At 68.7% G+C, this 19,432-nt stretch carries 18 protein-coding genes; 6 read left to right on the forward strand and 12 right to left on the reverse strand.

Translation table 11 applies throughout. From position 1 onward, the window contains the following. Nucleotides 1-44: 44 nt before the first annotated feature. Nucleotides 45-557 carry a phosphatidylglycerophosphatase A family protein gene (locus ACSQ3N_RS24225; RefSeq protein ID WP_436147671.1) on the forward strand — a complete coding sequence of 171 codons (513 nt, stop codon included), beginning with the start codon at nucleotides 45-47 and terminating at the stop codon, nucleotides 555-557. A 109-nt stretch (nucleotides 558-666) separates the two neighbouring features. Further along, nucleotides 667-1,188: a CinA family protein gene (locus tag ACSQ3N_RS24230; RefSeq protein WP_436148008.1), complete on the forward strand. Its 522-nt coding sequence runs from the start codon at nucleotides 667-669 to the stop codon at nucleotides 1,186-1,188. Between the two features lie 110 nt (nucleotides 1,189-1,298). Here the strand turns inward: ACSQ3N_RS24230 and ACSQ3N_RS24235 are convergent, their stop codons facing one another. The 6 genes from ACSQ3N_RS24235 to ACSQ3N_RS24260 form a co-directional block, all read right to left on the reverse strand. Continuing rightward, on the reverse strand, nucleotides 1,299-2,795 hold the full coding sequence (locus tag ACSQ3N_RS24235; protein WP_436147672.1) for a SulP family inorganic anion transporter: 1,497 nt from the start codon (nucleotides 2,793-2,795) through the stop codon (nucleotides 1,299-1,301). Nucleotides 2,796-2,870: 75 nt separating this feature from the next. Next, nucleotides 2,871-3,476 carry an IPTL-CTERM sorting domain-containing protein gene (locus tag ACSQ3N_RS24240; protein ID WP_436147673.1) on the reverse strand — a complete coding sequence of 202 codons (606 nt, stop codon included), beginning with the start codon at nucleotides 3,474-3,476 and terminating at the stop codon, nucleotides 2,871-2,873. A gap of 222 nt (nucleotides 3,477-3,698) precedes the next feature. Continuing rightward, nucleotides 3,699-4,397 carry a response regulator transcription factor gene (locus ACSQ3N_RS24245; protein WP_436147674.1) on the reverse strand — a complete coding sequence of 233 codons (699 nt, stop codon included), beginning with the start codon at nucleotides 4,395-4,397 and terminating at the stop codon, nucleotides 3,699-3,701. After that, complete coding sequence (locus tag ACSQ3N_RS24250) at nucleotides 4,394-6,322, reverse strand: sensor histidine kinase (protein WP_436147675.1); 1,929 nt, start codon at nucleotides 6,320-6,322, stop codon at nucleotides 4,394-4,396. Before ACSQ3N_RS24250 ends, ACSQ3N_RS24245 begins: the two co-directional genes overlap by 4 nt. Before the next feature lie 22 nt (nucleotides 6,323-6,344). Further along, entirely contained in the window at nucleotides 6,345-7,172 is an 828-nt protein-coding gene (locus tag ACSQ3N_RS24255; RefSeq protein WP_436147676.1) for a sterol desaturase family protein, read from the reverse strand. A gap of 25 nt (nucleotides 7,173-7,197) precedes the next feature. Then, nucleotides 7,198-8,064, reverse strand: a complete 867-nt coding sequence (locus tag ACSQ3N_RS24260) for a UPF0149 family protein (RefSeq protein ID WP_056172363.1) — start codon at nucleotides 8,062-8,064, stop codon at nucleotides 7,198-7,200. Between the two features lie 236 nt (nucleotides 8,065-8,300). Between ACSQ3N_RS24260 and ACSQ3N_RS24265 the strand changes: the two genes are divergently transcribed. The 3 genes from ACSQ3N_RS24265 (at nucleotide 8,301) to ACSQ3N_RS24275 (ending at nucleotide 12,949) form a co-directional block, all read left to right on the forward strand. Further along, on the forward strand, nucleotides 8,301-10,043 hold the full coding sequence (locus tag ACSQ3N_RS24265) for an FMN-binding glutamate synthase family protein (protein ID WP_436147677.1): 1,743 nt from the start codon (nucleotides 8,301-8,303) through the stop codon (nucleotides 10,041-10,043). Then, a complete protein-coding gene (locus tag ACSQ3N_RS24270; RefSeq protein WP_436147678.1) occupies nucleotides 10,040-10,870 on the forward strand; it encodes a hypothetical protein in 831 nt (276 codons plus the stop codon). The genes ACSQ3N_RS24265 and ACSQ3N_RS24270 overlap by 4 nt, the downstream gene beginning before the upstream one ends. Nucleotides 10,871-11,212: 342 nt before the next feature. Further along, on the forward strand, nucleotides 11,213-12,949 hold the full coding sequence (locus ACSQ3N_RS24275; RefSeq protein WP_056420518.1) for an ABC transporter ATP-binding protein/permease: 1,737 nt from the start codon (nucleotides 11,213-11,215) through the stop codon (nucleotides 12,947-12,949). 161 nt (nucleotides 12,950-13,110) lie between these two features. Here ACSQ3N_RS24275 and ACSQ3N_RS24280 read toward each other — a convergent pair whose 3' ends face one another. From ACSQ3N_RS24280 to ACSQ3N_RS24290, 3 genes are read right to left on the reverse strand one after another with little or no spacing between them, the layout of a single operon-like run. After that, nucleotides 13,111-13,593 carry a putative toxin-antitoxin system toxin component, PIN family gene (locus tag ACSQ3N_RS24280; protein ID WP_436147679.1) on the reverse strand — a complete coding sequence of 161 codons (483 nt, stop codon included), beginning with the start codon at nucleotides 13,591-13,593 and terminating at the stop codon, nucleotides 13,111-13,113. Then, the gene (locus ACSQ3N_RS24285) at nucleotides 13,583-14,872 is read right to left on the reverse strand and encodes a THUMP domain-containing class I SAM-dependent RNA methyltransferase (RefSeq protein WP_056420525.1); all 1,290 of its coding nucleotides are present in this window, start codon (nucleotides 14,870-14,872) and stop codon (nucleotides 13,583-13,585) included. The genes ACSQ3N_RS24280 and ACSQ3N_RS24285 overlap by 11 nt, the downstream gene beginning before the upstream one ends. A 21-nt stretch (nucleotides 14,873-14,893) precedes the next feature. After that, nucleotides 14,894-15,370 (reverse strand): acyl-CoA thioesterase, encoded by a 477-nt coding sequence (locus tag ACSQ3N_RS24290; RefSeq protein WP_436147680.1) that lies wholly within the window; start codon nucleotides 15,368-15,370, stop codon nucleotides 14,894-14,896. A gap of 225 nt (nucleotides 15,371-15,595) precedes the next feature. Between ACSQ3N_RS24290 and ACSQ3N_RS24295 the strand changes: the two genes are divergently transcribed. Next, complete coding sequence (locus ACSQ3N_RS24295) at nucleotides 15,596-16,111, forward strand: glutaredoxin domain-containing protein (protein WP_436147681.1); 516 nt, start codon at nucleotides 15,596-15,598, stop codon at nucleotides 16,109-16,111. Between the two features lie 108 nt (nucleotides 16,112-16,219). Here the strand turns inward: ACSQ3N_RS24295 and ACSQ3N_RS24300 are convergent, their stop codons facing one another. From ACSQ3N_RS24300 to lptA, 3 genes are all read right to left on the reverse strand, one after another. Then, nucleotides 16,220-17,830, reverse strand: a complete 1,611-nt coding sequence (locus ACSQ3N_RS24300; protein ID WP_436147682.1) for an RNA polymerase factor sigma-54 — start codon at nucleotides 17,828-17,830, stop codon at nucleotides 16,220-16,222. A 99-nt stretch (nucleotides 17,831-17,929) separates the two neighbouring features. Further along, on the reverse strand, nucleotides 17,930-18,724 hold the full coding sequence (gene lptB / locus ACSQ3N_RS24305) for an LPS export ABC transporter ATP-binding protein (RefSeq protein ID WP_056172335.1): 795 nt from the start codon (nucleotides 18,722-18,724) through the stop codon (nucleotides 17,930-17,932). Then, nucleotides 18,721-19,371, reverse strand: coding sequence for a lipopolysaccharide transport periplasmic protein LptA (lptA, locus tag ACSQ3N_RS24310; protein WP_056172330.1), 651 nt, complete (start codon nucleotides 19,369-19,371; stop codon nucleotides 18,721-18,723). The genes lptB and lptA overlap by 4 nt, the downstream gene beginning before the upstream one ends. Nucleotides 19,372-19,432: the final 61 nt, after the last annotated feature.

Genomic DNA, 19,432 nt, shown 5'->3' on the forward strand with positions numbered 1-19,432 from the left:
GGCAGGCACCACGACGGGCCTGCCCTTTCTTTTTTGCTGCCGACATGCCCTCCGCCCCAGACGCCCTGCGCCCCACCGTGCGCTTTTTGCTTGCCCACCCGGCCCACTTCGTCGCGCTCGGCTTTGGCGCGGGCCTCTCGCGCAAGGCGCCGGGCACCGTGGGCACGCTGTGGGCGTGGCTCGCCTACCTGGTGCTGCAGCCGTGGATGACGCCCTGGCGCATGGGCCTGCTCATCGCCGGCGGCACGCTGGTGGGCTGGTGGGCCTGCACCACCGCCGCGCGCCACCTGCGCGTGGCCGACCCCGGCAGCATCGTGTGGGACGAGATCGTTGCCTTCTGGCTGGTGCTGTGGCTGGCCATGCCCATGGGCTTCTGGGGTCAGCTCACGGCGTTTGCGCTGTTCCGCTTTTTCGATGCGGCCAAGCCCGGGCCCGTGGGCTGGGCCGACGGCCTGTTCAAGGGCTTTGGCTGGCGCGGCGGCTGGGGCATTTTGTTTGACGACTTCGTGGCGGCGTTTTGTACGCTGCTGGTCATTGCGCTGTGGCGCTTCTGGTAGGCCGCGGCGCAGCACCCGCCAGCCCGGCATGACCTGTACCTGTACCGCACCGCCAGTTTGTGGCAGCCTTGTGGACTTGCCGACAGGCGCTGCGGAGACTCCGATGACCATGACGTCACTATCAAAAAGTGAGCTGATAGCGCTTGACAGTACAGCGCTGGATGCCAATTTGACGCAGATTTCGCTGCGCCTGCTGCAGCACCGCCACATGCTGGCCACGGCCGAGAGCTGCACCGGCGGCATGATCGCCGCGGCCTGCACGGACCTGGCGGGCTCCAGCCAATGGTTCGATCGCGGCTTCGTCACCTACTCCAACGCCGCCAAGACCGACATGCTGGGCGTGCCCGCCGCGCTCATCGAGCAGCACGGCGCAGTGAGCGAAGCCGTGGCGCGCGCCATGGCCGACGGCGCGCTCACCCACTCGCAGGCCCAGGTCAGCCTGGCGGTCACCGGCGTGGCCGGCCCCACGGGCGGCAGCGACGAGAAGCCGGTGGGCACCGTGTGGTTCGCCTGGTGCGTGGGCGGCGAGACGCACAGCGAAATGCAGCACTTTGCAGGCGACCGCGGCACCGTGCGGGCGGCCACGCTGCGCTATGCGCTGCAGCGGCTGCTGGGGTGGTTGCCAGCGTGACCGCGCCAGGGGCAGTGATCACGATGCACTGACCACCTCGGCGCCTGCCGGGCTCGCCGGCCCGCGGTGCAGCCCCGGGGTGCAGCCCGATCAGCGCCTGCGCAACCCCATCAGCCCTTGTCGGCTGCCATGCGGTCGATCAGCACGCCGCTGGCTTCATTCAGCCCCAGCACCTGCACCGTGCAGCCGTGGTGGCGCAGGCGCTCTGCCACCTTGTCGAGCGCGGCCACGGCGGTGATGTCCCAGAAGTGGGCGTGCGTGACGTCGATGACCACGGCGCGGCCCTCGGCGCCCAGCACGTCGAACGCCTCGATGAACGCGTCGGCCGAGGCGAAGAACACCTGGCCCGTCACGCGCCAGGTGCGCATGCCGGTGGCATCGTCGTCGTGCACCTGCACCGCCAGCATGCGCGATACCTTGAACGCAAAGAACACGCCGCTGAGCAGCACGCCCACGGCCACACCCGCCGCCAGGTTGTGCGTGGCGATGGTGACCACCACCGTGGCCAGCATCACCGCGCTGGACAGGCGCGGGTGGCGCACCAGCGCAGTGAGCGACCTCCAGTCGAACGTGGATGCCGACACCATCACCATGATGGCCACGAGCGCGATCACCGGCACCCGGGAGACCCAGTCTTTCAGCGCCACCATGAGGATGAGCAAGAACACGCCCGCGAACAACGTGGACAGCCGGCCGCGCCCGCCGTACTTCACGTTGCCCACGGCCTGGCCGATCATTCCGCAGCCCGCGATGCCGCCGAACAGGCTGGCCGCGATGTTGGCCACACCCAGGCCCGCGCACTCGCGGTTCTTGTCGCTCGGGGTGTCGGTCATCTCATCCACCACGGCGGCGGTGAGCACCGATTCGAGCAGGCCCACCATGGCAATCGCCAGGGCCGGCAGCAGGATGATGCGCAGCGTATCGAGCGACAGCGGCACGCCGGGCCAGCCGAACACGGGCAGCGAGTCCGGCAGCTTGCCCAGGTCGGCCACCGTGGGCAGTTGCACGCCCAGGCCCTGCGCCAGCAGGGTCAGCGCCACCACGCAGATCAGCGGCGAAGGCACGGCGCTGAGCGCCGGCACCCGCAGTACGCCGCCCAGCCACGGCAGGCCGTAGATGATGGCCAGCCCCAGTGCCAGCATGGCCCAGGTGGCCGCGCCCTGGCCCTGCAGGTGCGGCAGCTGCGCGGCAAAGATCAGCACCGCCAACGCGTTGACGAAGCCGGTGCGCACCGAGCTGGAGACGAACCGCATCAACACGCCAAGCTTGAGCAGGCCGAACACCAACTGCACCAGCCCCGCCAGCAAGCCCGCCGCCAGCAAATAGCCCAGTCCGTGCGACTGCACCAGCGGCGCTGCCACCAGCGCCACCGAGCCCGCAGCGGCGGACACCATGGCCGGCCGTCCGCCCACGAAGGCGATGACCAGGCTGATGACGAACGAGGCGAACAGCCCCACCGACGGATCGACCCCCGCCACGAACGAGAACGCGATGACCTCGGGGATGAGTGCAAACGTGGCGACGGCGCCCGCCAGCAGTTCGCGCGGAATGCTGGGCGCCCATTCGGCGCGCAGGCGTTGCAAGGAAACAGAGAGGTGGTGGGCCATGAACAAAAAAGCCCCGGAGCGCACTGCGCACCGAGGCCTCGACAAGGAGGAACGGCAATACCGAAGAGGTGCCGATTATCCGCGCTTGCGGCGCATGCCGTTGAGGGCCGAGGCGGCCATGGCCAGCACCAGCAGGATCAGGCCCCATTCGCTGAGGGTGGGAATACTGGCAGCCGCCACCGGTGCGCCCAGCACGTTGAGCACCGCGGATGCCGTCAAAAGGGTGGGAAAGCCGCTGTCGAGCAAGGTCACCGGTGGCAGCGCGTGGCTGCCCAGCACCGCGCCTTGTATGCGGACGGAAACGACGCACCCGAATGAACGGGGGCCCATGAACGGCCCGTCGTACACCGTGGTGGTGTTGGCGTTGGCCAGCTGTACCGTGGTGGAGCCTGGCACTGCCGTGATGGTGGGGAGCAGCGGCCCGGGCACAGGGCCACAATCGGTGGCGGCGCCGTTGGGCGTGGCGACGACCAAGCCTGCAGGCAATGTGGTCGTGAAACCGAGGTTGCGAAAGTTATCGTAGGCGGTCAGCGTGTATGTCAGTGTGGACGTGCCATTGATCGGCACGGTCGTCGGATTGAACACCGTGCCGAAGGTGCCTGCGGCGCCCGCATGGGCCGCGGATGCGACCACCCACCCTGCCAGCACGGCAGCGATCTTCCACCCACATTTTTTGATCATTTGAACAGGTCAATCCACGGACATTGCAAGGCATGGCTGGCACTGCACACCGTCTGCCGGCGGCGGCCGTGCTCTACAGGGCCTTGGCGGCCCCGAGCCTGTGTTTCTCGGTGCGTATCACCGTGTCCGCGACTCTAGTGAGACCGTCCGCGCAAACCTTGCCAAAGCTTGCCTTCGCCGGGCAAGCGTGGCAAACGCCGCACAGGACCGGGCAATCCCTGCTTACCGGATGTGCATGCCCATGCACAGCCGGTAGCCCTTGCCGCGCAGGGCACGGATGGGAGCGGCTGGCGCACCGTGGGCCACGAGCTTGCTGCGCAGGCGGGAGACCAGGACTTCGAGCTGCGCCTTGCCCTGCTCGTCCACCGATTTGTCGAGCTGCTCGAGCGCCTGGAAAATTTCCAGCGTGTGGTCGGGCGCCAGGGCCAAGGCGCGCAGCAACGTGGTTTCGGCGCTGCGCAAGGCCAGCGGGCCCAGTGGCGTGTGCAGGCGCTGCGCCGCAGTGTCGAGCGTGAAGTCGGCAGGATGGGCCGCGGCGATGTGTCGCACGCGGTGCGCCAACGCCAGCACGGCGGCCCGCAACTCCTCGGGCGCGGTGGGCTTGATGAGGTACAGGTCGGCGCCGTGCTCGTAGCCCGCCACTTTTTGCTCCACGGCACGCAGCGCCGTGACCATGATGATGCCGATGCCGGGCTGCACCCGGCGAAGCCGCTGGGCCAGGCTCAGGCCGTTTTCACCGGGGAGGTTCAGGTCCAGCACCGCGATGTCGGCGACAAAGTCGCGCGGCAGCTCGTCGATGGCCTCGGCGCTGTCGATGCCGACCACGTCGTGCCCGGCGGCCGTCAGGGTCTCGACGGTGACGTCGAGCAAGGCCTGGTGGTCTTCGACCACCAGCAGCCTGAGCGGTGGATGGAAAGTCACAGTGGCAGCCATAGCTCGAAAATGACGAGAGGGTGGTCGGTGCGGTAGGCCAGCGTGCCGCCCAACTGCACGGTCAGCGCCTTGGCGATGTACAGTCCCAGGCCCGAACCACTTTGGTGGTGGGCGCCGGGCGCCCGGTAATACTTTTCGAAGACGCGCTGCGGGTCCGGCAGGCCGGCGGCGGCGCGGTTGTCCACGCGCACGCACACGCCGTCGCTGCCTGACTGCACGCTGCGCGCGACGCTGATCTGCACCGGCGAGTCTGCAGGCGAGTACTTGATCGCGTTGTCGACGAGGTTGCTGAGGATGGTGCGCAGCAGCAGCGGATCGGTGTGGACCCAGAGATCGAACGCGTCCTCCGCCACCTGCATGACAACGCGCTGCTCGGCCCGCTGCAGGGTCCGCACTTCGTCCAGCAGGTCGTTGATATGGCACGGTGCCCGCTGCACCGTGCCGGGCCCGCCATCGATCTGGCTGACCAGCGCGCAGCGTTCGACGATGGCATCGATGTCTGCCACGGCACGCGTGGCGTGGTCCTGCATGCGCTGGGTGGGTGCAGCCGCCCCCAGGCGCATCCGGATCACGGACAGCGGCGTCTTCAGCTCGTGCGTGAGCATGGACAGGAAATGCCGCTGGTGCTCGTACGCGGCGCGCTCTTGCTGGGCGATGGTTTTGGACACCTCGATGTTCACGCTGGCCTGGGTCAGCTGGGCCTGGATGGCCCGGACATGGTTGGCCAGCATCAGCTGCAGCACCAGCAGCGCGGCCACCGACCTCAACTGAAAGCCGTAGATCAGCCAGAACTGGCCTGGCAGCAAGCCCAGCAATGCCGGAAAAGCGGAGAAGCTGCCGCCCAAAGCGAACAGGTGGGCCAGCAGCAGGATCTTGCCGTTGCCATTGCCTTGCCGCCACAACTGGATGCTGCGCACCGCGCCGGTCGACAGCATGACCAGCGAGACGGACAGCAGGGCCTGGATCATTTCCGGATAGATACCCAGAAAGGACGCAGGCAGGCAGCAGACGGCCAGCCACAGCTGAATGCGATAGACCCAGCGCATCCACGGCGCGGCATGCGCGATGTCGAGCGCAAGCATGTAGAACCGCGTGCCAAAAAATGCCACCAGAACGATCCCCAGTGGGACCCACTGGTTGGACCAGTACGGCGCCTCGGGCAGCAGGAACTCGCCCGCCAGGCCGTTGATGCCCAGCAGGTTGAGCAGTGTGGCGAGCAGGTAGGCGATGTAGCGCCGGTAGATGCTCTCGCTGCGCCACAGCCCATGCCAGATATTGGCCAGCAGCCCCGCGAGCATCAGGCCCAGCAACACGCCGAACAGGGCGTACTCCCGCGACATCTTTGCAAGAAACTGGCCGGGCTCCCACGCCTTGACGATGAGCACCGAGCTGCTGTGGGTCTGCAAGCGCACATAGGCGGTGCGTGGCCGGTCGTCCTCGAAGACAAAGCGGTACACGTAGCCGCGGTACGCAATTTCCTTGGCAGACTGCGGCTGCAGGTCTCCGCCCCGCCGCACGTCGAAGGGCTCGCCTGCGCTCTGGGATACGTAGATCTGCAAGTCGTCGATGTAGGGCGGGTGAATCTCCAGCAGCATCTCCCGCTTGCCCTCGGCATTGACAGGCGGCGCATGCAAGGTGAAGCGCAGCCAGTGCACGGCCCGCGTGTAGCCCCCGGAAAACCCGCCGGGGACGGGCTCAAAGTCGGCAGCCCGGCCGGGCTGGCTGATGCTGGCAATGGTCTCGCCGCCCGCCGGATCGGCCACGACTGCGAGGTCGTCGATGCGCCATGGTTCACTGGCGGCACCCGCCGGTGTGGCCTGCAAAAAAAGGCACGCCACCACCAAAAGCCACAACAGCCACAGCGGGCCGGCGAGCGCCGCCACCAGCTGGGCCCACCGCGCCATCAGCGCCATGGTGCCGCGCCCACGGTACGGCTCACCGCGGCGGCCTGGTGAACGGCTGCCACAACGAGGTCCACAGTCCCGATCTGCGCGGCACATCTCCGGCGGCAAGTGTCTGCTCCTGCGCCAGCCCCAGCCGCATGCGTTCGCTGCCGTCTTGCGGCTGCGCGCAGTAGGAGCGAAACAGTTGGTCCCACCACGGAAACACCATGCCGAAGTTGCGGTGGCCTTCGTCCATGCGGACGGAGTGGTGCACCCGGTGCATGTCCGGCGTGACGCTGAACCAGCGCAGAGCCCGGTCCACCCCCGCAGGGACCGCCACATTGGAATGGCAGAACAACGAATGCGGCGCGAGCAACAGCGCGTAGACCAGCAGCGACAGCAAAGGCACGCCGAGTGCGGCGCACAGCATCAGGTTCAGCCCCGTCAGGGCCAGCACTTCCAAGGGGTGGTGGCGGACGCTGGTCGACACGTCGAACGCTTCGTCCGAGTGGTGCACCTGGTGCAGCTGCCACAGCAGCGGAACCGCGTGGCACAGTCTGTGCAGGCTGTACTGGAGGGCATCCACCAGCAACACGCCCAGCGCGACCTTGAGCGCATCGGGCAGCGGCGCGGCGCCCAGCCCCCCCCAGCCGGGCAAGGACCCGATGCGGATCGCGGCGGTTTGCAGGGGCTCTACCACCAGCGCCAGCAACAACAGCCCCAGGGCGTACAGCCCCACGTTGACGACCCAGCGTGCCCGCGTCTCTGGTTGCCCGGGGCGCCGGGGCCACGCACGCTCCACACCCACCAACGCAGCGCCCACCACCAGCAGCACGACATATTGCAGCCAGGGGAAGGACTGCGCCAGCGCATCCATCATGTGCGGCGGCCCGGGCCTGTGCGCATCACGCGCCGTGGCACTTCTTGTACTTCTTGCCGCTGCCGCAAAAGCAGGGGTCGTTGCGGCCGGGCTCAGGGGCCTTGCGCAGGGTCTCCACGCGCGGGCCCATGCTCTTCCAGATCTGGCGCAGGTCGTACACCGCCCAGATGGCTTCGCCGAAGGCTTCCACACGCGCCTGGCTGGTGCTGGGCGGGCCGTCTTCGCTGTACATGCAGACTTCGGGCTTGCCGGTGTCGTCTTCGGTCAGGGTCACGATGCTGCCGAGCGCATCGTCCAGCCAGCGGGCGGCTTCCTTGTCGCGCGGGGCGGCCCAGTCCTCGGGCCAGTTCTCGACCGCGAACATGAAACCCAGCGCCCAGACCTGGCCGAAGGACGGCACTTCCTGGTCGTCGTCCATCTCGGCGCGCTGCTCGTCGGTCAGGCTGGCGACGGCGCCGCGCATGTCCATGGCTTCGGGCTGGAAGGTGCGCTCGTCGTCCAGCGACTCCACCTTGGCGTCGAGCTGAGCCTCCACCTCGGTCCAGCGGCGGTTCCACAGCTCCAGAAAACGCGCCTGCTGTGCGGCGTCGGCAAAGGCGGACAGCAGCGGCAGGGGCTCACCGTCTGCAACATCGAGCTCGGCACCGTCGCCCAGCAGCATGGGCAGGTACTCGGCCGGGGCGATGGGGCGGCGGCTGCAGATCACGGCGGTCAGGAAGCCGTCGCAGAACTCCCACTGGGGGATTTCCTCGCCGCGCGAGCGCAGGTCGTCGAGGATGTTGTCGATCTCTTCAAGCTCATCCGGGCCGAGGCCTTCGGGGAAGCCGGCAGGCAGCGCGCCCAGGTCGGCGTCGGTTGTGGCTGGGGTGAAGGGGGTGGCAGGCTGGGTCATGGGGGCTCCGTTCGTCGGTGCGGGTCGGTATTCAGGGGGCAGGGTGCGGTAGGCCAGTGGGCAGCCAAGGCGGCGCCGAAAGCTCCTGGACGCAATTTTTTACTTCTATGATGCGCGTGCGGCAAGCGCGTCGGGTGCTTCAAGGCCGACGCCCGCAGGCTGGCGGCGCCGTGCACCACGGTGCAAAAAGGCGGCCAGTGTAGCCCGCTGCCGCTTTTTGCAGAACCAGGACCCCCATGATCCACCAGCTCAACTCCCTGTACCCGGTCCGCTACACCGCCTTTGCGCTCAGCGTTTTTGCACTGCTGCTGTCGCTGTTCACGCTGGTGGCGTTCAACGTGGGGCTGCCGGTGGTACTGGTGTGCGCAGCGCTGGTCGCGCTGGGCGTGTACGACCTGCAGCAGACGCGCCACGCCATCCTGCGCAACTACCCGGTCATCGGTCACCTGCGCTTCATGCTGGAGTACATCCGGCCGGAGGTGCGCCAGTATTTCATCGAGAGCGACAGCGAAGCCGCGCCGTTTTCGCGCGCGCAGCGCTCGCTGGTGTACCAGCGCGCCAAGGGCGACCCGGACAACCGGCCCTTCGGCACGCACCTGGATGTGGGCGCGCAGGGCTACGAATGGGTGAACCACTCGCTCGCGCCCACCGAGCTGCCGTCGCACGACTTTCGCGTGTGGATCGGCGGCAGCCCGGACAAGCCCTCGCAGTCCGTCTCGCCCTGCACCCAGCCCTACCACGCGAGCATCTTCAACATCTCGGCCATGAGCTTTGGCGCGCTGTCGGCCAACGCCGTCCTGGCGCTGAACCAGGGCGCACGCAAAGGCGGCTTTGCGCACGACACGGGCGAGGGCAGCATCAGCCAGCACCACCGGGTGCATGGCGGCGATTTGATCTGGGAGATCGGCTCGGGCTACTTCGGCTGCCGCAATGGCGACGGTACCTTCAGCGAAGAGCGCTTCACGGCCAATGCCACCGACCCGCAGGTCAAGATGATCGAGCTCAAGCTGAGCCAGGGTGCCAAGCCGGGCCACGGCGGCGTGCTGCCCGGCGCCAAGGTCACGGCCGAGATCGCAGCGGCGCGCGGCGTGATGGAGGGCGAGGCCTGCATATCTCCGGCCAGCCACAGCGCGTTTCGCAATCCGGTGGAGATGATGCAGTTCATCGCCAGGCTGCGCACGCTGTCGGGCGGCAAGCCCACGGGCTTCAAGTTCTGCCTGGGCCACCCGTGGGAGTGGTTCGCCATCGTCAAGGCCATGCTGGTGACCGGCATCACGCCGGACTTCATCGTGGTCGATGGAGCCGAGGGCGGCACGGGCGCGGCACCGGTGGAGTTCAGCGACCACGTGGGCGCGCCGCTGCAGGAGGGCCTGCTGCTGGTGCACAACACCTTGGTGGGCGTGAACCTGCGCGACCGCGTGCAGATCGGCTGCGCGGGCAAGGTGATCAGCGCCTTCGACATCGCGCGCATGATGGCGCTGGGCGCCGACTGGTGCAACGCGGGGCGCGGCTTCATGATGGCGCTGGGCTGCATCCAGGCGCAGACCTGCCACACCGGCCACTGCCCCACGGGCGTGACCACGCAGGACCCGCTGCGCCAGCAGGCGCTGGTGGTGCCCGACAAGGCCACGCGCGTGGCGCAGTTCCACCGCAGCACGCTGCATGCGCTGCAGGAGCTGGTGCAGGCGGCCGGCCTCACCCACCCCAAGGACATCACCGCGCACCACATCGTGCGGCGCATCAGCGACACCGAGGTGCGCCTGCTGTCCAACCTCATCACGCGCGTGCAGCCCGGCGCGCTGCTCGGCCCGCTGGAGGCGCAGCACAACGTGTTCCGCCTGTACTGGCCGCTGGCCAATGCCCACAGCTTCGCAGCGCGCGAGCCGGAGCTGGAGCCGTCGGTGCCGCACCATGTGGAGGTCGCACAGGCGGCAGTGGCCGTGACGCAGGCGGTGGCCGCCGCCGACGTGGCGGCATGACGGGCGAGCGACTGGTGGGCACGGCTGCGCCCCACCCCACCGACTACAGCGCCTTTCTGCGGCAGCAGCTGGCAGCGCAGCCCCACAACGTGATGGGCCATGTGCTGAGCGGCGAGCAGATCTGGATCAAGCGCGCGGGCGCGCCCCACGGCCAGGGCCGCTACCGCGCCATGGCCCTGCTGGCGGGCCTGCTGCGCCTGCCGGTGCTGCGCCCCGTGCCCAACCCCGGCGGGCCCGCCGCGATTGCGACCGAGGTACGGCGCCTGACCGACCTGGCCGCGCGCGGCATCCGCGTGCCGGCGGTACTGGCCGCGCAGACCGATGGATTCGCCATGCGCCACCTGGGCCGCGTGGGCGAGGAAACGCATTCGCTGGGCAACGAGATCGACGGCGCGGTGCGCGCAGGCGACGCCACCGCGGTGCTGGCGCTGTGGCAGCAGGGCCTCAACACCCTGGCCCACGTGCACCGCCAGGGCACCTGCCTGAGCCAGGCGTTCGCGCGCAACCTGGTGCGCTGCCCGGACGGCGAAGTGGCCTGCATCGATTTCGAGGACGACCCCGCCGCCGTGCTGCCGCTGGCCGTGTGCCATGCCCGCGACGCGCTGTGCTACGCCCACTCCACGGCGATCTACCTGCCCGCCAGCGGCACCCTGCACGAGGCCCGCGCCCGCTGGGCGGCGTGGGTGGCGCAGGGCACCCCGGATATGCAGGCCGTGCTGGCCACCAGCATCGGCCGCATGCGCTGGATGCGCCACCTGCCCACCAGCCGCCGCCTGGGCCGCGACCTGCAGCGCGTGCGGGCCGCGTACGACCTGCTGGTGCCGTAGGCGGCACGGTGGCAAGGCCCTCCCCTGGGCATGCCGCGGCGCTTTGAGGGGAATCGGCGCAAAGCCCCCAACCATGCGGGTTGCGCGGCCATCGGCAGGTCGCGCAACCCGCCGTAATGTCCGGTCGGCATTGGCTGACAGGACCACGGGGGCCCGGGACCTATCGTGCAGGCAGGTGTTTTGCACCACGACCCTCAGCTTCCCTGCCTCATGCCACATCCTGCTTCCGCCGCTGCCCTGCCTGACCCGACCGCCGTCTCTTCAGCCAAGCCCCCGCCTGCCAAGAAAAAGCCCCGCCGCCGTCGCCCACCCACGCTGTCCTGGTCGGCCTGGAAGCAGTTCATGAGCGTGGCCCGCCCCTACTGGACGGGCGACAAGAAGCGCACCGCCTGGGGCCTGCTCGCACTGCTCATCGGGCTCATGGTGCTGGAGACCCAGCTGGCCGTGATGCTGATCGACAAGAGCGGCGAGCTGACATCGGCCCTGGCCGCCAAGCAGGCCGACCGGTTCTGGGCCGCGGTGCGCGGCAGCCTGCTGGTGCTGGCGTTCGCCGTGCCGGTGTACGCGTTCTACTACTTCATGCGCGATGCGTTCTCCAACCACTGGCGCCGCTGGCTCACCCACCGCTTTCTCGACGGCTACCTGGGCGAGCGCAAGTACTACGAGATCGGCACCGGCAACGAGATTGACAACCCCGACCAGCGCATCAGCGAAGACATCAACACCTTCACCGGGCGCTCCACGCACTTTCTGCTGATCTTTCTCGGGTCGCTGATGCAACTGGTGGCGTTCAGCGCGGTGCTGTGGTCCATCTCGCACACGCTGGTGGCGTTTCTGGCCGCGTATGCGCTGCTGGGCACGTTCGGCGCGCTGTACTTCTTCGGTGCGCCGCTCATCCGGCTCAACTTCTGGCAGATCCGGCGCGAGGCGGACTTCCGCTTCGGCCTCATGCGCCTGCGCGAGAACGCCGAGTCCATCGCGTTCTACCGCGGCGAGCCGCAGGAACGCGCCCAGCTCAACCGCCGGTTCGAAGCGGCGTTCAACAACTTCAGCCGCCTCATCAAGAAGCAGCGCTCGCTCAACCTGTACCAGCGCGCGTTCAGCCAGCTCACGCTGGTGCTGCCGGCCATCATCCTGGCCAACGGCGTGCTGTCGGGCGAGATGGAGGTGGGCCGCGCCATCCAGGCGGCCGGCGCGTTTGCGGCCGTGCTGGCCGCGGTGTCGCTGATCGTGGACAACTTCGAGAGCCTGAGCCGTTTCGTGGCCGGCATCGACCGCCTGCACGTGCTGTCGCAGGTGGCACTGAAAACGCCCGCCGCGCCCACGCCGTGGGCAGAAAAGCCCATTGCGCCCCCCGCCGTGCCGCCCGCCGAAGCGCAGCAGGTGCCCGCGGAAGACGTCACGTCGCAGATCGAGCTGCGCAGCGGCGATGCGCTGTCCATCGAAGGCCTCACGCTGCACACGCCCCAGTTCGGCAGGCTGCTGGTGCAGGACCTGTGCGTGGCGCTGAACCCGGGCGACGCCCTGCTGATCACCGGCCCGAGCGGCTGCGGCAAAAGCTCGCTGCTGCGCGCCGTGGCCGGGCTGTGGCGCTCTGGCAGCGGCACGGTGCAAAGCCCGTCGCTGGACGACATGTTCTTCCTGCCGCAGCGCCCCTACATGCAGCTCGACACGCTGCGCAGCCAGATCATCTACCCCGCGCGCAAGACCGCGCTGAGCGACGCGCAGCTGCTGGAGCTGCTGCAGGCGGTGCACCTCGAATCGCTGGCAGAGCGCGTGGGTGGACTGGACGCCTCGCACGACTGGGAAAAGCTGCTGTCCACCGGCGAGCAGCAGCGCCTCGCGTTTGCCCGCGTGCTGGCCAAGCAGCCGCGCATCGTGATCCTGGACGAGGCCACGAGCGCGCTGGACAGCGCCAACGAAGCGGCGCTGTACGAACGCCTGCGCGAGAGCGGCACCACGCTGGTCAGCATCGCCCACCGGCCTGCGGTGCTCAAGCACCACACCCATGTGCTGGAGCTCAAGGGCGACGGCGCCTGGCAGCTGCACGCGGCCGGCGACTTCCGGTTCGCGGCGTAAGCCAAGGAAGCCGCAGCGCCGCCTTCAGCCTTCAAACGGGTGTGCGTTCCATCATTCCATACCGCTCGGGGAAGCCCTGCCGCCCATGTGGCGGGCCGTCCTGGGCCCGTCCAAGGGCTCCGCGGGAACGGTTCTTTGGATTTCTGGAGATTAAGGGAGTATCAGGCGGTAGCCACCTCGGGCTGCGTCAGCACCAGGGCGGTCGCCACATGCGCACCCAGGGTCAGCAGGCGCTTTCGCATGCAGATCACGGCCTTGTCCTTGCTCAGCAGGATGGCGCGGTGCGCGGCGGCCAGGTCGATGAACTTCTGGTCGTCCGTGTCCTTGCACACGTACTGCACGGGCGCGGCGATGTCCACCAGCCGCGCCTGCGCGTCGAAGGCGGCCAGCACCTGCGCGGCATCCACCTGGTAGTAGTCCATGCGCGAGACGATGTGCGGATAGGCCAGCACACGCTCGAGCTCATCGCGCATGACCTGCGTGGCGATCCAGTCCAGGCGCCGCTCTGCCAGCAGCGCCCGCAGCGGCACGGTGGCGGGGTCCGAGAAGATCAGCAGGTCGAGCGCGACGTTGGTGTCCACCACCACGGGGCGTGCGGGCTCTTGCGGCGCTGCCTCGGCGGGCAGGTGCAGCTCAACCCGCATCGCGGGGCCCGGTGTCGGCGGCCTTGGCGGGGCGCTCGCGCACCGCGCCCTTGATCATGTCGAAGCGGAACATGCGGCACTCGATGGGGCCGTTCCACATGGGCACGCGGCGCGACTCCTTCAGGCGCATCTTGCCGGGCAGCTTGAGGTCGGGCGTGAGCATCCAGGCCGTCCAGCCGCTGTAGTTCTTCTTCCAGTGCGTGGCCAGCTGGCTGAAGAACTCGCCACCGTCCTCGGTGTGCGCCTCTTCCCGGCCCACGGCCATGCCCTGGGCGCGGTCGGCCGCACGCTCGCCCGCGTTGCGGCCCGCGGCACCGGCGGCGGCAATCCGCTCGCCGTAGGGCGGGTTCAGCAGCATCACGCCTGGCTGTTCGCTGGGCGGCATGCGCTGCAGGGCGTCGCCGCCGCGCAGCTGCACCGCGTCGGCCACCCCAGCGCGCTCGGCGTTGCGCACCGCGAAGTCGACCATCCGGAAGGCGACATCACTGCCAAATATCGGCACAGCGCTCGCCTGGATTGCGCTTTCAGCTTCTGATTTGATAGCAGACCACACATGGCCCTGGAACGGCAGCAGTTTTTCGAACGCAAAGCGCCGCACCATGCCGGCCGGGATGCGGCAGGCGATCTGCGCGGCCTCGATGGCGATGGTGCCGCTGCCGCAGCAGGGGTCGTACAGCGGCACGGGGTTGTCGCCCAGGGGGTCCCAGCCGCTGGCGGCGATCATGGCGGCGGCCAGCGTCTCCTTGAGCGGGGCATCGCCCTTGTCCTCGCGCCAGCCGCGCTTGAACAGCGGCTCGCCGGAGGTGTCGATGTAGATCGTGGCCTCGTCGGTGGTCAGGTGCAGGTGGATGCGCACGTCGGGCCACTGGGTGTTCACGTCGGGCCGCACGCCGCTCTTGGCGCGAAAGCGATCGGCCACCGCGTCCTTGACCTTCAGGCCCGCGAAGTTCAGGCTCTGCAGCGGGCTGTGCTGAGCCGTGACCTCGACCTTGAAGGTCTGGCGCGTGGTGAACCAGATCTCCCAGGCGACGTCGCTCGCGGCGGCGTACAGGTCGTTCTCGGACCGGTAGGGGCGGTGGGCCAGCTGCACCAGCACGCGCTGCGCCAGCCGGCTGTGCAGGTTCAGCAGCAGCGCCTCGCGCCAGGAGGCGCGCAGCAGCACACCGCCCCGGCCGACCAGCAGGTCCTGCCCCGTGAGACCGGTGATGGCATGCACCTCGTCGGCCAGATAGCCCTCGACGCCCGCGGCGCAAGGAAGAAAGAGTTGGAGTTGGTTCATATCAGCGCAGAGGATAAGCCTTCAGGCCATGGGGGCGCCGGGTGCATCCGGTGCGGCGGGTGCGGCGGGTGCGCGCTGCAGCAGCAGTTGGCGGATCGATTCTGGAATGGTGGCGACCTTGCGGTCGCTGCGGCCGATGAAGACGATGCCGATCTTGCCGCGGGCCACCTCGCGCCCCGAGGTCTTCTCGGTCATGCGGAACACCAGGTCGAAGCCATAGCGGTTGAAATCCACCGGCGCCATCTCCACGCACATGGTCTCGCCATGAAAGCCCTCGGACTTGTACTGCGCCACGATGTCGCCCACCACGATGGACAGCCCGCCCACGTCGGCCTCCGGGTAGCCCAGCGACTGGAAGAAACGCACGCGCGCCTCGGACACCAGGCTCAGCAGCTGCGCGTTGTCCAGGTGCCCGCCCTGGTTCACATGGCTGATGTAGATCTGCATCTCGGTGGAAAAACCGAACTGCGCGGGAAGGTCGAAGACGATGCGGGCCATGGCTGGGCGGTGGGGGTGGAGCGGAGGTGGAAGCGTGGAACAAGGACAACGGGCGGGCACCCGCGGTGGCGGCGTGCATGCGGTACTGCGCAGGGCCGCTGGGTGCCGGGGATTTTCTGCAGCGACAGGCCCTGCGGCCCACGGCGGGTGGTGCCATGGGGCGGTGCGGCACATCCGGGCAGCTTCTTGCTGACAGCACGCCCGGTGTCTCTTATGCTCGCAGGCATGAGATTTTACCGGAGCCCCTCCCCCGGCCTTTTCCGCCAGGCCGTAGCCGCCACGCTGGCAATGGCCGCGCTGGTGCTGGCACCGATGGCGGGCGCCCAGACGCTCTACAAAACGGTGGGCCCGGACGGCCGGGTCGTCTACAGCGACAAGCCCCCAACGGGCGTGGGTGTGGACAAGGCGATGAAGCTGGACAACCTGCCGGTCAGCGTGGTGCCGGGTGCAGAGCCCCGCGCGGCCGACCGCAGCCCCAAGACCGAGCCCCCCGCCGCAGCACCCCGTGGCGACGTCGTGCTCTACATGGCCACCTGGTGCGGCTACTGCAAGGCCGCCAAGGCGTACCTGGCGCAAAAGGGCATTGCCTACCGCGAGCTGGACGTCGATACGCCGGTGGGCAAGGCGGCCTTTGCACAGATTGGCGGGCGGGGTGTGCCGGTGCTGCTCACCAACGGCCAGCGGTTGTCAGGCTTCAGCGCACAGTCCTACGACGCCGTTTTCGCGTCCCAGCGCAAGTAGCCTGGCCTCGCACCCCACCGCACCGCAGTTGGCGGGCCGGTGGGTGGGCGGCGATCCTCCGGCGCACGGCCCATCGCAGGTCCTGAAGGCCCTGCAGCGCTGACAGAGCTACAGCGCCTTGCGCAGATTGGCCGGCGCGATCTTGAGCGCTTCGCGGTACTTGGCCACCGTGCGGCGTGCGCACTCGATGCCCTGCTCCTTGAGCATCTCGGCGATCTGGCTGTCCGACAGCGGCTTGGTGGGGCTCTCGGCCGCGACGAACTGCTTGATCAGCGCGCGCACGGCGGTGCTCGACGCATTGCCGCCCGTCTCGGTGCCCAGGCCCGAGCCGAAGAAGTACTTGAGCTCGTAGGTGCCGATGGGCGTGGCCATGTACTTGGCGGTGGTCACGCGGCTGATGGTGGACTCGTGCAGGCCCAGCTCGTCGGCAATGTCGCGCAGCACCAGCGGGCGCATGGCCAGCTCGCCATGCGTGAAGAAGTTCTTTTGCCGCTCCACGATGGCGCGCGAGACGCGCAGGATGGTGTCGAAGCGCTGCTGGATGTTCTTGATGAACCAGCGCGCCTCCTGCAGGCGCTGCTGCATGCCCTGGTGGCCTTCGCCGCCCTTGTGGCCGCGCAGTGCGCCGGCGTAGATGTCGTGCACGCGCAGGCGCGGCATCACATCTGGGTTGAGCGCGACGATGAAATTGTGCTGCCCGTCGCGCCCGTTGGCGCGGCCCGCTTTGCGCACGATGACGTCGGGCACGATGATGTTGCGCTCCACGTCCACAAACTTGCGGCCCGGGCGCGGCTCCAGCCGGGCGATCAGGGCCATGGCGGCGCGGGTGCGCTCCTCCCCGTCGCCGCACAGCTGCGTCAGGCGGCGGATGTCGCGGCGCGCCAGCATCTCCAGCGGCTGCTGGCACACGCGCAGCGCGGTCTGCACGGTGTCGGGGTCGATCTCGCTGTCTTCGTCCGCGGCCAGGGCCTTGAGCTGCAGGGTCAGGCACTCGCCCAGCCCGCGCGCGCCCACGCCCACGGGCTCCAGGCTTTGCAACAGGCGCTGCGCCACCGTGAAGCGGTGCACCAGCTCTTCGATCTGCTCCAGGTCGTCGGGGCCGGCCAGGCTGATGGCCAGCTCTTCGAGCGGGTCTTCGAGGTAGCCGTCGTCGTTGAGCGATTCGATCAGGAACCGCAGCGCCGCGCGGTCCACCTCGGACAGGCGCAGCGACAGCGCCTGGCGGTGCAAAAAGGCGGTGAGCGATTCGTGCGTGCGGGCCAGCTCGGTGGCGTCGGCCTCGTCGCCTTCGGCATCGTTGCGGTTGCGGGCGGGCGCATCGCCGCCCCATTCGGTGTCGTTCGGCGCGACCTCGACGGTGCCGTCGCCGCTCCAGTCGGGCTCGTCGCTGGCGCTGCTGCCCGGCTCGGAGTCACCCAGCGGGCCGTCGGCCGCGGTGTCGCTGGACGTGCTGGCGGTGCTGGCGCCGGGTGCGTTGGAATACAGCGTGTCGTCCGCGCTGTACTCGTCGGGCTGGGCAGGAACGTCGGCCGCCTCCAGGCCGAACTCTTCGCGCGGAGCTTCTTCTGCGTTGCGCTCGAGAAACGGGTTTTCGTCGAGCATCTGCTCGACCTCCTGACCCAGCTCCAGCGTGGACAACTGCAGCAGCCGGATGGACTGCTGCAGCTGCGGCGTGAGCGCCAGGTGCTGCGAAACGCGCAGTGACAGGCCGGGCTTCATCGGGCAGCCGCCTTGCGGCCTGCACGGCGCGCGGCGCACGCCGCCCCGCGGGGTGGCAAAAGGGAGAGGCGGGGGTCGAACGTACGGTCCATCGGTCTGCTACATGCGGAAGTGTTCGCCCAGGTACACCCGGCGCACTTCGGCGTTGTCGACGATCTCGGAAGGGGTTCCCTGCGCCAGCACTTGGCCGTCGCTGATGATGAACGCGTGGTCGCAGATGCCCAGCGTCTCGCGCACGTTGTGGTCGGTGATGAGCACGCCGATGCCGCGCGCCTTGAGGAAGCCGATGATGCGCTGGATCTCGATCACCGCGATGGGGTCGATGCCGGCGAAGGGCTCATCCAGCAGGATGAAGCGTGGCTGCGTGGCCAGCGCGCGGGCGATCTCCACCCGGCGGCGCTCGCCCCCGGACAGGGCCATGGCGGGCGAGGCCCGCAGGTGGTCCACCCGCAGCTCCTGCAGCAGGGCGGTGAGGCGCTCTTCGATGGCCTCGCGCGGGAGCGGCTGGCCGTTGTCGCCGCGCTGCAGCTCCAGCACGGCGCGCACGTTTTCCTCGACCGACAGCTTGCGGAAGATGGACGCCTCCTGCGGCAGGTACGACAAACCCAGGCGCGAACGGCGGTGGATGGGCATGTGGGCGACCGACTGGCCGTCGATACGGATGTCGCCCGCATCGCTGCGCACCAGGCCCACGATCATGTAGAACGAGGTCGTCTTGCCCGCGCCGTTGGGCCCGAGCAGCCCGACGACTTCGCCCTTTTGCACGGTGAGCGACACATCCTTGACGACCTTGCGGCTGCCGTACGACTTGGCCAGGTGCTGCACCTCCAGCCGACTGCCGACCTGTGGGTCTGCAGCCGCGGGTCCGCTGGAGTGGACAGGCTGCGCGCTCACTTGGCGCCGCCGCCGAGGGTGTTGCTGGGGCGCAGCGCCGGGGCCGACGACGGCGCGGCAGGTGCAGCGGCGCCCGGTGGCGGGTCCTTGGGCGCCAGCACTGCGCGCACGCGGCTGCCAGGGGCCGGGGTGTCGCCTGCGGTGCTGGTGGACGGCTTGCGCTGGCCGTCCACGGTGAACACGTCGGTCAGGTTGTTGTAGACGATGACGGCGCCGGTGATCTCGTCGCTCAGCACCGCACCGCGGTAGCGGCGCAGCTCGGCGCGGGTGATGAAGCGCACGTTGTCGGCCTTGCCGTCGTACTCGATGACCTCGCTCTCGCCCTCGATGAACTCGTCGGGCGCACCGGGCACGGTGTCGCGCTTTTGGCGAAAGAACGCGCGCTTGCCCGCCTCGGCCGTCACCACCCCGTACTGGTAGCCCTCGGCGTCCTGGCGCACATCCAGCCGCGCACCGCGCAGGATGATGGACCCCTTGGTCATGACCACGCGGCCGGTGAACACGCTGGTTTGCTTGAGCTCATCGTGCCGCAGGGCGTCGGCCTCGATGTTCATGGGTTTGGCGCGGTCAGCCTTTTCAGCATGGGCAACGCCATGAATGCAGGCCAGGGCCGTGAGCAGGAGGGTTGGGAGGATGCTGTGTTTCATAGGGCACGAATCTTGCAGTTCATTGTAGCCACCCCACGGCATGCGCCATGGAAAAAGACCC

Origin of the sequence: Acidovorax sp. LjRoot194 (assembly GCF_964253015.1) — a bacterium.
GTDB lineage: Bacteria > Pseudomonadota > Gammaproteobacteria > Burkholderiales > Burkholderiaceae_C > Acidovorax.

Coding starts and splice junctions, on each gene's coding strand:
- ACSQ3N_RS24250 (WP_436147675.1), bottom strand. CDS start 6,322: ATGGCGCTGATGGCGCGGTGGGCCCAGCTGGTGGCGGCGCTCGCCGGC.
- ACSQ3N_RS24230 (WP_436148008.1), top strand. CDS start 667: ATGACGTCACTATCAAAAAGTGAGCTGATAGCGCTTGACAGTACAGCG.
- ACSQ3N_RS24265 (WP_436147677.1), top strand. CDS start 8,301: ATGATCCACCAGCTCAACTCCCTGTACCCGGTCCGCTACACCGCCTTT.
- ACSQ3N_RS24255 (WP_436147676.1), bottom strand. CDS start 7,172: ATGATGGATGCGCTGGCGCAGTCCTTCCCCTGGCTGCAATATGTCGTG.
- ACSQ3N_RS24275 (WP_056420518.1), top strand. CDS start 11,213: ATGAGCGTGGCCCGCCCCTACTGGACGGGCGACAAGAAGCGCACCGCC.
- ACSQ3N_RS24280 (WP_436147679.1), bottom strand. CDS start 13,593: ATGCGGGTTGAGCTGCACCTGCCCGCCGAGGCAGCGCCGCAAGAGCCC.
- ACSQ3N_RS24225 (WP_436147671.1), top strand. CDS start 45: ATGCCCTCCGCCCCAGACGCCCTGCGCCCCACCGTGCGCTTTTTGCTT.
- lptA (WP_056172330.1), bottom strand. CDS start 19,371: ATGAAACACAGCATCCTCCCAACCCTCCTGCTCACGGCCCTGGCCTGC.
- ACSQ3N_RS24285 (WP_056420525.1), bottom strand. CDS start 14,872: ATGAACCAACTCCAACTCTTTCTTCCTTGCGCCGCGGGCGTCGAGGGC.
- ACSQ3N_RS24300 (WP_436147682.1), bottom strand. CDS start 17,830: ATGAAGCCCGGCCTGTCACTGCGCGTTTCGCAGCACCTGGCGCTCACG.
- ACSQ3N_RS24290 (WP_436147680.1), bottom strand. CDS start 15,370: ATGGCCCGCATCGTCTTCGACCTTCCCGCGCAGTTCGGTTTTTCCACC.
- ACSQ3N_RS24235 (WP_436147672.1), bottom strand. CDS start 2,795: ATGGCCCACCACCTCTCTGTTTCCTTGCAACGCCTGCGCGCCGAATGG.
- ACSQ3N_RS24270 (WP_436147678.1), top strand. CDS start 10,040: ATGACGGGCGAGCGACTGGTGGGCACGGCTGCGCCCCACCCCACCGAC.
- ACSQ3N_RS24295 (WP_436147681.1), top strand. CDS start 15,596: ATGAGATTTTACCGGAGCCCCTCCCCCGGCCTTTTCCGCCAGGCCGTA.
- ACSQ3N_RS24260 (WP_056172363.1), bottom strand. CDS start 8,064: ATGACCCAGCCTGCCACCCCCTTCACCCCAGCCACAACCGACGCCGAC.
- ACSQ3N_RS24240 (WP_436147673.1), bottom strand. CDS start 3,476: ATGATCAAAAAATGTGGGTGGAAGATCGCTGCCGTGCTGGCAGGGTGG.